Annotated in this window: 12 protein-coding genes; 7 read left to right on the top strand and 5 right to left on the bottom strand. The window is 67.3% G+C overall.

Features of this window, described 5'->3' with window-relative positions:
• Nucleotides 1-83 precede the first annotated feature (83 nt).
• The 5 genes from QFZ70_RS00845 to QFZ70_RS00825 all read left to right on the top strand — a co-directional run bounded on the left by QFZ70_RS00845 (nt 84) and on the right by QFZ70_RS00825 (nt 6419).
• Nucleotides 84-899 (top strand): ATP-binding cassette domain-containing protein, encoded by an 816-nt coding sequence (locus QFZ70_RS00845; RefSeq protein ID WP_307093641.1) that lies wholly within the window; start codon nt 84-86, stop codon nt 897-899.
• Nucleotides 896-1699: an ABC transporter ATP-binding protein gene (locus QFZ70_RS00840; protein WP_307093640.1), complete on the top strand. Its 804-nt coding sequence runs from the start codon at nt 896-898 to the stop codon at nt 1697-1699. The genes QFZ70_RS00845 and QFZ70_RS00840 overlap by 4 nt, the downstream gene beginning before the upstream one ends.
• Entirely contained in the window at nt 1696-2964 is a 1269-nt protein-coding gene (locus QFZ70_RS00835; protein WP_307093639.1) for an MFS transporter, read from the top strand. The genes QFZ70_RS00840 and QFZ70_RS00835 overlap by 4 nt, the downstream gene beginning before the upstream one ends.
• Before the next feature lie 90 nt (nt 2965-3054).
• The gene (locus tag QFZ70_RS00830; protein WP_373461501.1) at nt 3055-4620 is read left to right on the top strand and encodes an ABC transporter substrate-binding protein; all 1566 of its coding nucleotides are present in this window, start codon (nt 3055-3057) and stop codon (nt 4618-4620) included.
• Nucleotides 4620-6419 carry an ABC transporter permease subunit gene (locus QFZ70_RS00825; protein ID WP_307093638.1) on the top strand — a complete coding sequence of 600 codons (1800 nt, stop codon included), beginning with the start codon at nt 4620-4622 and terminating at the stop codon, nt 6417-6419. Before QFZ70_RS00830 ends, QFZ70_RS00825 begins: the two co-directional genes overlap by 1 nt.
• A 220-nt stretch (nt 6420-6639) precedes the next feature.
• On the opposite strand, the gene QFZ70_RS00820 is transcribed toward QFZ70_RS00825, so the two are convergent.
• The gene (locus tag QFZ70_RS00820) at nt 6640-6873 is read right to left on the bottom strand and encodes a DUF3073 domain-containing protein (protein ID WP_307093637.1); all 234 of its coding nucleotides are present in this window, start codon (nt 6871-6873) and stop codon (nt 6640-6642) included.
• 264 nt (nt 6874-7137) lie between these two features.
• Between QFZ70_RS00820 and QFZ70_RS00815 the strand changes: the two genes are divergently transcribed.
• Nucleotides 7138-7866: a septum formation family protein gene (locus tag QFZ70_RS00815; RefSeq protein ID WP_307093636.1), complete on the top strand. Its 729-nt coding sequence runs from the start codon at nt 7138-7140 to the stop codon at nt 7864-7866.
• Between the two features lie 46 nt (nt 7867-7912).
• Here the strand turns inward: QFZ70_RS00815 and clpB are convergent, their stop codons facing one another.
• The gene (gene clpB, locus QFZ70_RS00810) at nt 7913-10570 is read right to left on the bottom strand and encodes an ATP-dependent chaperone ClpB (RefSeq protein WP_307093635.1); all 2658 of its coding nucleotides are present in this window, start codon (nt 10568-10570) and stop codon (nt 7913-7915) included.
• Between the two features lie 155 nt (nt 10571-10725).
• Here clpB and QFZ70_RS00805 point away from each other — a divergent pair, with 155 nt between their 5' ends.
• Nucleotides 10726-11109, top strand: a complete 384-nt coding sequence (locus QFZ70_RS00805) for a hypothetical protein (RefSeq protein WP_307093634.1) — start codon at nt 10726-10728, stop codon at nt 11107-11109.
• A gap of 156 nt (nt 11110-11265) precedes the next feature.
• On the opposite strand, the gene QFZ70_RS00800 is transcribed toward QFZ70_RS00805, so the two are convergent.
• Genes QFZ70_RS00800 through modA form a run of 3 tightly spaced genes read right to left on the bottom strand, consistent with a single transcriptional unit; the run spans nt 11266 to nt 13914 of the window.
• Nucleotides 11266-12324 (bottom strand): sulfate/molybdate ABC transporter ATP-binding protein, encoded by a 1059-nt coding sequence (locus QFZ70_RS00800; RefSeq protein ID WP_307093633.1) that lies wholly within the window; start codon nt 12322-12324, stop codon nt 11266-11268.
• Nucleotides 12321-13169: an ABC transporter permease gene (locus QFZ70_RS00795; protein ID WP_307093632.1), complete on the bottom strand. Its 849-nt coding sequence runs from the start codon at nt 13167-13169 to the stop codon at nt 12321-12323. Before QFZ70_RS00795 ends, QFZ70_RS00800 begins: the two co-directional genes overlap by 4 nt.
• Before the next feature lie 10 nt (nt 13170-13179).
• On the bottom strand, nt 13180-13914 hold the full coding sequence (modA, locus tag QFZ70_RS00790) for a molybdate ABC transporter substrate-binding protein (RefSeq protein ID WP_307097761.1): 735 nt from the start codon (nt 13912-13914) through the stop codon (nt 13180-13182).
• Nucleotides 13915-13950 lie beyond the last annotated feature (36 nt).

Raw genomic sequence — 13950 nt, 5'->3', positions numbered from 1 at the left:
ACCAAACACCCATTGTCTAATTGCGAATGATTATTGTTAGTATGAGGACCTGTCCTGAAGTCCTTCCACGAAACGATGCCCAGATGCCTGCACCCGCCCTCTCCGTGACGAACCTCGCGCTGTCGTATGACGGGCAGCGGCTGGTGCACCCCCTGACATTCTCCATGCAGGCCGGCGAGTGCGTCGCGCTGCTGGGCGCCTCGGGATCGGGCAAGTCGCTGACCGCGGCGGCCCTGACCGGAACCGTTCCGGACGGGATCACCGCCAGCGGGGAGGTCTCCTTCGGAGGTGAGCCTGGCATAGGCGCCTGGAAGGTGGCAGGCAGGACGACTGCCACCGCAGCGAACGCGGCACTCATCCGCCAGGATCCCCAAAGCTCCCTCAACCCGCTGGTTCCCGTGGGCAAACAACTCCTCATGCCGTTACGCAGGGCTGGGTTTCGCCGGACCGACGCCTGGACGCACGCTGCCCGGTTCCTGGCGCAGGCCGGAATTACGGAACCCGCAGCAATCCTTCCCCGCTACACCGGTGAACTTTCCGGCGGGCAACTGCAGAGAGTTTGTATCGCCCTGGCCCTGGCGTGCGGCAGCCGCGTCCTCGTAGCAGACGAGCCCACTACGGCGCTGGACGCCGTGACCCAGGCCAAGGTCCTCGCGACCCTCCGCACGTGGGGAGCCGAAGGCCGAAGCGTCCTCTTCATCACCCACGACCTTTCGGCCGCCGCATCGCTCTGCAGCCGCGCGCTGGTGATGGAGGGCGGCCGGATCGTCGAAGAAGCACCGATGACGGAACTGCTGTGCACTCCGCGCCACCCCTACACGCGGCGCTTGGTGGCAGCAGCCACAGGTGCACTGCCGCTTGCGGCTCCGGCAACACTAAAAACAGCGGTGGCAGCATGACCGGCGCCCTGGCCGCGGACAGCATCTCCTTCGCCTACCCAGCCCGCGGCTTCCGCAACCGGCAGCCCGTAGAAACACTCCGAAACATCAGTTTGAGCCTCGCCCCCGGCACCAGCACGGCGCTGGTGGGGAGTTCCGGTTCCGGCAAGTCCACCCTGGTGCGGATTCTCCTGGCCATGGCAAAGCCCTCTGCCGGCTCCGTGACGCTCGACGGCCAGACCATACGGCCCGGCGCTGTCCGAACGCTGCGCTGGTACCGCCGCGCCGTGCAGTACATCCCGCAGAACCCGGCAGGAAGCCTCGATCCCAGAATGACCATTTCGCAGCTGCTGATGGAGCCGCTGCGGCAGCTCCGGGTGGAGGGAAACCACCGGGCTCTGATCGGCCAAGCCCTGGAACGCGTCGAGGTGCCGGCTGCCCTGACGGAGCGCCGCCCGGGAGAGCTGTCCGGCGGTCAAAACCAGCGTGTGGCCATCGCTCGCGCTTTGGTTGTCTCGCCGTCGTATGTGTTGGCCGACGAGCCCGTCAGCGGCCTGGACCTCCCCCTGCGGGATACCGTCCTTTCGTTGCTGGACGGCCTGGTGCGGGAGGAAGGCCTGGGAATGCTCCTGGTAACCCACGACCTCGCAACGGCCGCCAGGATCTGCGGCACCACCGCCGTCCTGGCGGAAGGCAGCATTGTGGAACAAGGGCCAACAGGCCAGGTGCTGGATAACCCCGCCAGCCTTGCCGCCGTCGAACTCGTGCAGGCGTCAGCAGGCATGCAGCTCCACCGCAATGTCCCGGCGGCTGCCCTGTGACTGCACTCAGCGCCATAGACCCGGCAGCAACGAAGTCCCGCCCGGCCACTGGACTCCTGCTCGCCAGCCAGCTCATCTTCAACATTGGCTTTTATGCCGTGGTCCCGTTCCTCGCGCTGGTCATGACCAAGGACTTCGGCATGACGGCCACCGCCGTGGGTGTGGTCCTGGGCGCCCGCGTCTTCAGCCAGCAGGGGCTCTTCCTGGTGGGCGGCATGATCACCGACCAGTTTGGGCCACGGCGGGCCATGCTGGTGGGCTGCCTGGTCCGCATCTCCGGTTACCTCACGCTGGCCATGGCCGGCAGCTTTCCGCTGTTCCTCCTGGGCGCCGTGCTGACCGGGATGGGCGGTGCACTGTTCTCCCCCGCCCTGGAATCGTTGGTTGGCAAGGCAGAGGAACGACGGCGGAACACCAGCGGGAAGGCACCTGCCCTTTTCGCGCTCCTCGCCATCTGCGGAGAGATCGGGGCCGTGACCGGCCCCCTGGTGGGCGCCCTGCTGCTGGGGCTTTCCTTCAGTTGGGCCGCGCTGGCCGGGGCCGCCGTCTTCGCCGTGATGACAGGGCTGTTGTGGCACGGTGTGCCCGCCGGAGCCCCAAACCGGGAGGCGAACAAGCATTCCCCATCCGTGCCGCCTTCCTCGAGGCCCCCGGGTGACGGGGTCGCGGCGATGCTGCGGGACAAGCGCTTTGTAGCCTTCGCCGCCCTCTACAGCGTGAACCTGCTGGCCTACAACCAGCTGTACTTCGGGCTGCCCATCGAACTGACCAGAAGCGGTGCAGGACCCGCGGCACTGGCCGGTTTGTTCGCGGCCGCCTCCATCCTCACCGTTGCGCTGCAATGGCCAATCTCCCGGCTGACAACCCGGATCGGTGCAGGACGGGCACTGACAGTGGGCTTCCTCCTGAAGTGCCTGGCCTTCGCCACCATGGCGGTGCTCGCCCAATTTCCGGCCACCGGCACACTGCCGCTCCTGCCGCCGCTGCTGCTTGTGGTGGGGCTCTGTCTGGGACACATGTGCATCGGACCGGTGGCCATGCCCCTGGTCCTCGATTTTGCCCGCGGGCGCCGGACGGGCATTTACTACGGACTTCTGGCAAGCATGGGCGGTTGCGCGGTGCTGCTGGGCAACTTTGCCCTGGGACCGCTGTACTCGGGCGCCTCCCAACCGGGACCTGATGCCGTCTGGCCTTGGGCGGTGATGGCGGCACTCATGGTGATTCCCGCCGTCGGACTTTCAAGGCTCCTGCCGGCCAAGCGCTAAGCCAGCGCAGAACCAAACGCAAAACCCATAACGCTCAACCCGGCCAACAGCTGGCCATCCGCCCCTCCATACCCGAAACAGGTCATAAACGTGCCCAAAATTCGATACAAAACAGGTGTAACCGCCCTCTCGACCCTGCTGCTTGCTGCCGGTCTGACCGGATGCTTTTCCGGCGCCGAGCCGGCGGCGGAGGGCGGTGACGGTGACGGTGACGGCCGGATCAAACTGGCCATGCTTCAGCCGCCGCGGTCCGGGTTGTCGCCGCTGAGCGACGACGCCTTTAAACTCTCCCGCTGGAAGACCACGGAAACTCTCGTGATGCTGGACGAGCTCGGCGAAGCTAAACCCGCACTGGCCACCGGGTGGCGGCAGGTCGATCAGACCTCCTGGCGCTTCACCCTGAGGAACGGCGTCGAGTTTCACGATGGAACGGCCATGACGTCGGCGGAAGTCGTCGCCTCGGTGTCAGCCGCCGTGCAGGCCAGCCCCAAGCCGAGAATCCTCGACGGCGTGGAGTTGACTGCCGCCGCTGATGGTCCCGGAGCCGTGATCATCAGGACGGCGACGCCCGATCCGCTCCTGCCCCAGCGGCTGTCCAGCCCCCAGCTGGCCATCCTCGCGGCCTCGGCATACAAGGACCGCGGCGTGGTTGACCCCGTGAATGCCGGAACCGGGCCGTACCGGCTGGTTTCGGTGGACGGCACCACCTCCGCCCGGCTGGACCGCTTCGACGGGTACTGGGGCGAAAAAGCGGAAGCCGACGGCGTGGATGTCCAGTTTGTTCCGGACGGCACTGCCCGGGCAGCGGCGCTGCGCACCGGGAACGCGGACATCGTAGAAGCCATCCCGGTGGGCCAGGTGGCGCAGATCGATCCGGCCTTGGTGCATGAGGTCCCGATGCCGCGGACCAACACACTGTATCTCAACACGGCATCGGGTCCGTTCGCCGATCCCACAGTCCGCGCCGCAGCCCGCGAAGCGATCGATGCCGGCGCCATTGTGGACCGGGTTTATGAAGGCCGCGCGGACAAGGCGGCCGGGCTGCTTGGCCCGGCGCTTCCGTGGGCAGCAGACGAGCGGCGAAACAAAAGCTACGCCGCAGCGCTGGCCACCCGCGTTGCCGCAGCCACCGTCAAGGGAACGCCCATCCGACTTGGAACCTTCACGGACCGCGCCGAGCTGCCGGAGGTAGCAGTCCAGCTCGAGCAGCAGCTGGAAGCCGCCGGCTTTACCGTCGAGCAGGACGTCCGCGAGTACCAGCACATCGAAGCGGACGCCCTGGCCGGCAAATTCGATGCCTTCATCCTCTCGCGCGCCACGGTGCTGGACTCCGGCGATCCCGTGGCATACCTCTACAGCGACTTCTCCTGCGCCGGCTCCTTCAATATCTCCCAGTTCTGCGACCCTGCAGTGGACGCAGCCTTGGCCAAAGCCGCCGGCATCCCTGCCGGCCCTGAACGCCGTACCGCGATCGCAGCCGCGGAAAGCCTCATTCTCGCCCGGGACGCCGCCGTCCCGCTGCTCCACGAACGCGTCATCCAAGGAGAGTCCACCCGGGTCCGTGGCGTGGAGCGGGATCCGCGCGAGAGGGCACTGATCACGGGCATCACCGGGATCAGCAGCAGCGCGTCCACCAGCACACGCGCCGCAGGCTGATGCACACTCCGGCCTTCCTGAAAGTCACTGCTTCGCGGATCGTCGCCCTCCTCGGACTCGTGGTGCTGATCGGCATGATGCCGTGGCTTTCAGGCCATGGCGCCGAGTACACCATCCTCCGGGCCAGATACTCGGACCGCGAGCCCACACCCGAAACCCTGGCCGCCATCCGCGCAGAGCTCGGCCTGGAACAGGGCCCGCTGGCAATGCTCGTAACCTGGGTCCAGCGGGTCTTCGCGGGAGACCTCGGCACGTCCTGGATCAGCAATACGCCTGTGGCCCCCGGTGTCGTGGCAGCCCTCACCGTCTCGGCGACCCTGATGGGCTTTGCCCTCGCCACCGCGTCCATCATTGCCCTGCTGATCTGCGTACCCGCGGTGGTGGACGGGTTCCGGCAGCGGCGGAAGCCAGCGTCCGGTGCCCTGTCTGCTGCGCTCACCTCCCTGCCGGAGTTCCTGCTGGCCGCCGTACTGCTGGTAGTGGGTGCCATCTGGCTCCGGTGGTTTCCGCCCTTCGGCTGGAAGGGCCCGGAGTACGCCGTCCTGCCGGCACTCGCCCTCGGCATCCCGGCCGGCGGCCTGATGGGCCTGCTCCTGTCCGACGCCGTCCGTGCCGGCTTTGGAGAGACGTGGGTGGCAACCTGGCGCCTGGCCGGCGCGCAACCCGGGCAGCTGGTGCGGGCTGTGCTGCGGCGCGCGCTGCCGTCAGTGCTGCCCCAGTTCGGGCTGGTCCTCATTGGGCTGACCGGCGGGGCTGTCGCGGTTGAAAAGGTCTACGCGATTCCAGGGCTCGGCCGGGCGCTCCTGGGCGCTGCCAGCGCCCAGGACATTCCCGCGCTCCAGGCCGGCATGCTGGCACTTCTGGCGCTGGCACTGCTGGCGGGAACGCTGACGACGGCGGTGCGTTACGTACTGATCGGCCCTGCGGTCCGCTTCGGCACATTTCCGCTGCCGGAACCAGCGCGGTCAGGGAGCCGCCGTGGGCTGGCAGTACCGGCACTTGCGGCGGCCACGTTGCTGCTCATTGTTGTGGCCGGCCTGCTGCGTGACCCCTTCACCTCCGCACACCCAAGACTCGCGGTGCCCACCTGGGCGCTGCCGTTCGGGGCCGACGCCAGCGGCCGCGACCTCCTGGCCCGCGTGAGTCATGGGGCAGTGGGGACGCTGGGGACTGCGCTGGTAGTGGTGCTGGTCTGTCTGGCCGTGGGAATCGCGGTCGGCCTGTTCCCCTTGGCTGCCACGGGGCCGGTTGAGGTGGCCAACGCAGCGCCGCCCATCCTGGCTGGACTGGTGGCCGCAGCCATCACGGGGCCTTCGGCGCAGGGAGCTGCACTGGCTGTCGCCGCCGTAAGTTGGGCGCCGCTGGCGGCGCATACCGCCGCGTTGGCCCAGGAGGCGCGGGCACAGTCCTACGTGCAGATCCTCCCGGTGCTGGGGGTGGGCAGGGCGCGCATCCTGCTCCGCTACATCCTGCCGGCAGTGGTGCGGCCGCTCCTGCGCCACGCGATGCTCCGGCTGCCCGGTGTAGCCCTTGCCCTCGCAGCACTCGGGTTCCTGGGGCTGGGCCCTCAACAGCCGTCGCCCGAGTGGGGACTCATCCTTGCCGAGGGCATCGGTTATGTTGAGCGGGCACCTTGGACGGTCCTGGCACCGGCAACCGCGCTGGTGCTGGCGTCGGTGCTGGCGGTGAGCCTTGCGGGCGCCGGCGGCGCTGCTGTCCGGGTGCCACCGCCGCAAAAAACAGGAAAACTGCCAACAGCTCCTGCCGGAACCGGCCGGCAACGGGCGGCATTCCGCTGATTCCCGGAAGACAGCAGGAAGCCCGCTCCCGGCACCGGTTCAGGGCGCAGGGGGCGGGCTTCATAAACTGAAAGTCAGCACCCGTGATCCTTCTGGATCGCCGGTGTGCTGAAAAGAAGCGCTGCACTGGTCCAACAAAACGACCAGGATCCATCAGCTGAATCCGGAGTGCGACGGCGCCACAGGGCTGTCCGGTTATGGCAACAGCACCTTGCGACAGCTAGCCGATGCGACGAGTGTGTACCTCGTCGTCGTCCTCTTCCAAATCATCCGCGTACTTGTCCACGTAAGCCGAATAGTCCGGTTCAACCGGCTCGTTGGCGAAACGGCTGGGAGCGCGGACTTCTGAACTCTTGAGCTCACGCTGGAGAGCGGTGTAGTCAGTGTTCGGGGAGTAGTACTTGATGTCCCGAGCCTGTTTGGTAGCTTTTGCCTTTTGACGGCCGCGCCCCATGGCGTGACCCCCTTTTTGTACTCGGACCGGAGGTGGTCACCTTTGGCTATGGTGAGGCCCCGGAATGTTTGGTCAATTTGTCGTACACCTAGATTACATGCTTTCGACTGCCCCCGCTTGCCAGCCTCGGCGCGTGGCGGTCACATGCAGTACCATTCCTGCCCCTCCGGGGCCGGAATCCGGCGTTTTTCTTCTGTAGAGTCGCCTAAGAACTACTGATGCTGGCAGGAAATCCGGCTGACCGTGCGGACGAAACGCAGGAGGATGCACCCCGTGAACCACCAGGACGTTCCGCCCAAGCCCGCCTCCCCGCCCACCGCTGGCCTGCCCACAGTTCCCGCGGCCGAGCACGGAGTCCCGGCAGCCGAGCCACCGGCACGCAGCAAGGGACCATCGCGGGATCGGGGCGAGGCTTGGGACCAGGACCCCTCGATCCGGGCCGAAAGGCCCGCAGCCGGCCGTGGCAGCGTCAACCAGCGGACATTGTGGAAGGCGTTTTTCGTCGTCGTCCTCCTGGCGGTTATCGGCTCGCTGGTGTGGCTTGTCCTGTGGCTGAACGACAACGGGAACCAGGAAGCGTCCGCAGGCGCGGTTCCCGGCGTACTGCAAACCGCTGTCACGCCCCCGGCGACCCCCCTGCCCCTGCCCCGCGTGGTGGAGCCTGCCGCCTATGCTCTGGGCGACTGCTTCAAGGACTTCAGCCCGGAGGCGCTGAAGTCCACCGTTGTGCCATGCAATACCGGCCATTCCGCGCAGCTGGTTGCCTTGTTCCACTACCCGGAAGGCGAGCCCTACCCGGGGGCCGAAGCGCTGAAGGCCAAGGCCCTGGAAGCATGCCAGGCGGCAAAACTGGGCCCGGCAGCGAACGACTACAAGCTGAACTTCGAGCGCAGTTTCCCCAGCTCCACGAGCTGGGACTCCGGGGACCGCAGGCTGGACTGCTACGTAACGTCCCCCGGCGGCAACAATGTTAAAGCGAGCGTGCTGCCCTAGTGCTTGTGGCACCAGGGCAGCCCGCGTTAGCTCAACTCGGGCCGGCTTAGTCCTTCCGGCGGACCACCAGCCCCGTTCCCAGGGCAGCGCCGCCGTTGGGCCCGGCGAGCGCCTCCAGCCCTTCGATGGTGAGTTCGTCGACGTCGGTGGCCGTATCCACCAGCACGGTGTCGCCGTCCGCAATTTCGCCGGACAGGATGGCCTTGGCGAGGCGGTCGCCGATTTCCCGTTGGACCAGACGGCGCAGCGGCCGGGCTCCGTAGGCGGAGTCGAAGCCGGACATGGCCAGCCAGGCCCGGGCGGCTTCGGTGACATCGAGGGTCAGCCGGCGCTCGTGCAGCCTCCGGCCAAGTTCGGCTACCTGCAGTTCAACGATGCGGGCCAGCTCTTCGACGGACAGCGGATCGAACAGCACCACTTCGTCCAGCCGGTTCAGGAACTCCGGCTTGAAGGAGGCGTTGACGGTGGCCATCACGGCGTTCCGCTTGGCCTCGGCATCCAGCGACGGATCCACCAGGAACTGGCTGCCCAGATTGGACGTCAGCACCAGGATCGTGTTGCGGAAGTCCACGGTGCGGCCCTGGCCGTCGGTGAGGCGACCGTCGTCGAGCACCTGCAGGAGGATGTCGAAGACCTCAGGGTGGGCCTTCTCCACCTCGTCCAGCAGCACCACCGAGTACGGGCGGCGGCGGACGGCTTCAGTGAGCTGGCCGCCCTCCTCATAGCCCACGTAGCCCGGAGGCGCACCCACAAGCCGCGCCACGGAATGCTTCTCGCTGTACTCGGACATGTCGATCCGTACCATGGCACGTTCGTCGTCGAACAGGAAGTCCGCGAGGGCCTTGGCCAGTTCGGTCTTACCGACGCCGGTGGGCCCAAGGAACAGGAACGAACCGGTGGGACGGTTGGGATCGCTAATGCCGGCACGGGCGCGGCGGACGGCATCGGACACAGCGGTGACAGCCTTCTTCTGGCCGATCAGCCGCCGCCCCAGTTCCTCCTCCATGTGCAGCAGCTTCTGGCTTTCGCCTTGCAGCATGCGGCCGGCGGGGATGCCGGTCCAGGCGGAGATGACCTCGGCAATGTCGTCGGCGGTCACCTGTTCCGCCACCATCTGCGCGGACTTGTCCGTGACGGCGGCTTCGGCCTCCGCGGCGGCGTTCAGCTCGCGCTCCAGGGCCGGAATTTCGCCATAGAGGATCCGTGAAGCCGTCTCCAGGTCGCCTTCACGGGCGGCCTTGTCGTACGTGGAACGGAGCTCGTCCAGCTTGGCCTTGAGGTCGCCCACCCGGTTGAGGCCGGCCTTTTCGGCCTCCCAGCGCGCGTTCAGGGCAGCGAGTTCCTCTTCCCGGTCCGCCTTGTCCGCACGGAGAGCCGCGAGGCGCTCCACGGAGGCGGCGTCCGTCTCGCCTTCCAGGGCCAGCTCCTCCATGGTGAGCCGGTCGACGGCGCGCCGGAGCTGGTCGATTTCCTCAGGGGCCGAGTCAATCTCCATGCGCAGCCGGGACGCGGCCTCGTCCACCAGGTCGATGGCCTTGTCCGGCAGCTGGCGCCCGGAGATGTAGCGGTTCGAGAGCGTCGCGGCGGCCACCAGGGCAGAGTCAGCGATGGCCACCTTGTGGTGTGCCTCATAGCGCTCCTTCAGCCCACGGAGGATGCCGATGGTGTCCTCGACGCTGGGCTCGCCCACATACACCTGCTGGAAGCGGCGCTCCAACGCAGGGTCCTTTTCGATGTTTTCGCGGTACTCATCCAGGGTGGTGGCGCCGATCAGCCGCAGCTCACCGCGTGCCAGCATGGGCTTGAGCATGTTGCCAGCATCCATGGAGGACTCGCCGGTGGCTCCTGCACCCACCACCGTGTGGATCTCGTCGATGAAGGTGACGATTTGGCCGTCGGAGTTTTTGATCTCCTCGAGGACTGCCTTGAGCCGCTCCTCGAACTCGCCGCGGTACTTTGCGCCGGCCACCATGGAAGCGAGGTCCAGGGCGATGAGGGTCTTGCCGCGCAGGCTTTCCGGCACGTCCCCGGCCACCATGCGCTGGGCCAGCCCCTCGACGACGGCGGTCTTGCCGACGCCGGGCTCGCCGATGATCACGGGGTTGTTCTTGGTGCGGCGGCTGAGGACCTGGACGATCCGGCGGATTTCCGTGTCGCGGCCGATCACCGGGTCCAACTTGCCGGACCTGGCCATGGCGGTGAGGTCCGTGCCGAACTTTTCCAGGGACTGGAAGGTGTTCTCGGGGTCCGGGCTGGTGACTTTCCGATCGCCCCGGACGCCCGGCAGGGCGGCGAGGAGCGCTTCATGGGAGGCGCCGGCGTCGCGCAGCAATCGGCCCGCGGCGTCACTTCCGGCCGAAAGACCCAGGAGGAGTACTTCGGTGGAGACAAAAGTGTCGCCCAGCCGCTCCGCCTCCCCTTTGGCGTTCTGGATGGCCTGCAGGGCGGGCCGGGACAGCTGTGCCTGCTGGCTGGACGCACCTGAGGTGGCAGGCAGCGCTTTGATGGCACTGCTCGCCTGAACGCTGACGGCGTCCGGGTCAGCCCCGGTTGCACGGAGAAGCGCCACGGCGACGCCTTCACGCTGGTCCATCAACGCCTTGAGCAAATGGGCGGGCTCCACCTGCGGGTTGCCGGCGGTGGAGGCATTCATGGCCGCAGCCGAAAGAGCCTCCTGGCTCTTGGTAGTGAATTTGACGTCCAAAGAGAGCTCCTTTCAAGGGCAATTGATCTAGGTTGAGTCTACTACGCTCAACTTTGGGCGGGGTACCTTTTATTTCCTGTTTGCCGAGGGCGAACCAGCGCAGACGACCCGCCCACCCCGTTTTCAACCCGTCCGATCCACCCTAGGATCGCCTTGTGACCGGGGAGCACAGTGCCGCCGGCGCGCGGGAGACGGGACAGGCAATGAAGAAGTTTGTTGTTCTCTACATCGCAGCACAGTCAGCCCAGGCGCAAATGGCCGAAAGCTCGCCCGAGGCCGCCCAGGAGGGTATGAAGGCTTGGATGGCGTGGGCCGAGAGCGCCGGCGACGGCATCGTGGACCTGGGGAACCCGCTCGGGGCGGGGAAGGAGATTACGTCAACCGGCACAACCGACACCAACACCGGCGTGGCGGGTTATGGGATTCTCCAGGCCGAGGACCTCGCCGGCGCCCAGGCACTGCTGGACGGGCACCCGCACCTCATGATGCCGGGTGCGAGCATTCAAGTGTACGAATGCCTGGACGTGCCCGGGATGTAGGCAAGGAGCCAAACCAGCGCGGAACAGGGCATAAGAAACCGGCGGGCGGCTCCCCCAGCAAAGCCACCCGCCGGCCCTTTCGATGCCGCGGTCGTCAGGAGGCCCCGACCCCGGAAACGCTGGTGATCCAGCTCAGGTTTCGGGCCACGGAGTTGATCAGGCCCGGTAGATGGCCACCGCCATCGCCTTCACCACAAAATGCACGGGCAAGCCGGGGACCAGGCCCAGGTCCGCTGAAGCGGCAGGCGTAATGTCCGCAGCAAGGCTTCCCGCGCGGACCCGGATGAGGTCACCGTGCGGCTCCAAGTCCGTGATGGCCACCTGGAAGTAGTTGCGGGGACTGCCGTGGGCGTCGTCGAGGAATACCGAGACGGCCGACGGCGGGAAAACGGCCACCGCTGCAAGGTCCTCCTCTCCTGCCGCGCCGGGGTCCTCAACGTGGCCGGAGATGGTCTGGCCGTCGGCCGTTTTGAGTCCGTCGGCGGTGAGGCTTCCAGGAATCAGGTTCAGCCCCGCCAGCCCGGCGGCGAACCTGCTCCGGGGCCGCTCGAGTACCTCCCGGGTGGGCCCTTCCTCTGAAATCCGGCCCCTTTCCAGGATGACTACACGGTCGGCCAGTATCAGCGCGTCCAGGACGTCGTGGGTGATGATGATGGCCGGCCTGTCCGCGAGGACCCGCTTCAGCAGGCGGCGGAGGAGCGGTGCGGAGTGGATGTCGAGGGCGGCCATGGGCTCGTCCAGGAGGAGAAGTGCCGGATCCGCTGCCAGTGCCCGTGCCACTGCAACCCGCTGGGCCTGGCCACCCGAAAGTTCCGCCGGACGGCGTTCGTGGAGGTCCTGCGCTTCCACCTCAGCCAGCCAACGGACGGCTTGGGACTTTGCCTGTTGCCTTGAAGCCCCGGTGCTCCGCGGACCGAAGGCCACGTTTTCCAGGGCGCTGAGGTGGGGGAACAGCAGGGGTTCCTGGGCAAGCAGGGCGGTGCCGCGGTGATGCGGCGGCACCCAGGTGCTCCTGGCCTGTGAGAGATCGAACAGTGTCTTTCCACTGAGTTCTGCCCGGCCGCTGTCCGGCCGAAGCAGGCCCGCGATCACGGACAGCAGCGTCGATTTGCCCGCCCCGTTCGGCCCCATCACGGCTACCGTTTCGCCGGGGCCTACACGCAGGGCGACGTCAAATCCCCGCTCAGCCACGGCTGCCTCGAATGTGAACGTCACGCGGCGTTCCCGCCCGGCGCAGCCGCCGTCGTCGTCCGCTTCAAGGAAGGCCGCCAGGCGGCTCCGCCGGGCCGCCGGTACGCAAGTGCCACGACGGCGACCGCCACGGCCACCAGCACCAGGGAGAGTGCGACGGCGGCGTCCGGGTCCGTTTCACGCTGCAGGTAGATTTCCAGCGGCAGGGTCCGGGTCACCCCCTGCAGGCTGCCCGCGAACGTGAGGGTGGCGCCGAACTCGCCCAGGCTGCGGGCAAAGGAGAGCACGGCGCCCGAGGCCAGCCCCGGCAGCACCAGCGGCAGGGTCACGCGCCTGAACACCCGCCCGGGTGAGGCGCCAAGAGTGGCCGCCACGGCTTCGTAGCGTTCGCCGCCGGTCCGCAGGGCCCCCTCCAGGCTCACCACCAGGAACGGCAGTGCCACAAACGTCTGTGCCAGGACAACGGCCGTGGTGGAGAAGGCAATCTGGAGGCCGAGGAATTCCAGGGTCTGGCCCAGGAGTCCCTGGCGGCCGAAGGTGTAAAGGAGCGCTATGCCGCCCACAACCGGCGGCAGCACAAGGGGAAGGAGCACCAGCGAACGCAGCAGGCCCTGCAGCGGAAACCTGCCGCGGGCCAGGACCAGCGCCAGCGGCACGCCGAGCACAATGCACAGGACGGTGCTGGCGGCGGACGTCCGCAGGCTCAGGCCCAGGGCCGACAGCGCTGACTCTGAAGTGACGAGCGGAAGGAAGTTGGCCCAGTTGACCCTCGCCACCATGGCGAACAGCGGAAGGACCGCTACCAGGGCAGCCAGGACCGCGAGGGCATAGATCCCGCGCGGAACCCCGCTGTAGGCCTGGCGGTTCATGCGGCGCCGCTCAATTCCGGCCACTGCCGAAGCCCGCGGCTGCCAGCACCTGCTGGCCTTCGCGGGTGGACAGCAGTTCCAGGAATGCGCGCGCCTCTGCGCCGTTCCGGCTGCCGGACAGCACGGCGGCGGGATAGCTGTTGACGGCGCGGGCAGCTTCCGGGAAGGGAACCCCCTCCACCTTTCCCGCAGCGGACCGGACGTCGGTGACATAGACCAGCCCGGCGTCGGCCTCCCCGGAGACGACTTTGCCGAGTACGTCCGTCACGGAGTTTTCCTCGCTGACCGGGGTCGGTTCCGTTCCGGTTTTCTGCTCGATGGCGGCGGCGGCGGCACCGCACGGCACCTGCTGCGCACACTGCACCAGCCGTAGTCCTTGTTTGCTGAGGTCCGAGAAGGAGCGGATGCCGGCCGGGTTTCCCGGCGGGACGGCGATGGCGAGCGTGTTGGTGGCGAAGACCTGGGGTTCGCCGTCCACCAACCCGGCTTCCTGCAGTTTTTCCATGTTTCTGGTGTCGGCGGAGGCGAAGACATCGGCTGGTGCACCCTGGTTGATCTGCGCGGCCAGGTCGGCCGATCCGGCGAAGCTGAGCGTGACGGTGGTGCCGGGGTGCCGGGCCTCGAAGGTCTTTGCCAGTTCCGTAAAGCTGGCTTTAAGGGACGCGGCAGCGAACACGGTCAGCGACCCGCCCTCGTTGCCCGAGGCCCGGCCACTGCCACCGCAGGCTGACAGTGTGGCCGCCATCAGGACCGCCAGCACCAGAGCGGCCAACTTTTGGCT

It is taken from the genome of Arthrobacter sp. V1I9 (assembly GCF_030817075.1).
In the GTDB taxonomy this organism is placed as follows: domain Bacteria; phylum Actinomycetota; class Actinomycetes; order Actinomycetales; family Micrococcaceae; genus Arthrobacter.
This window is presented reverse-complemented; position numbering and strand designations above follow the sequence as displayed.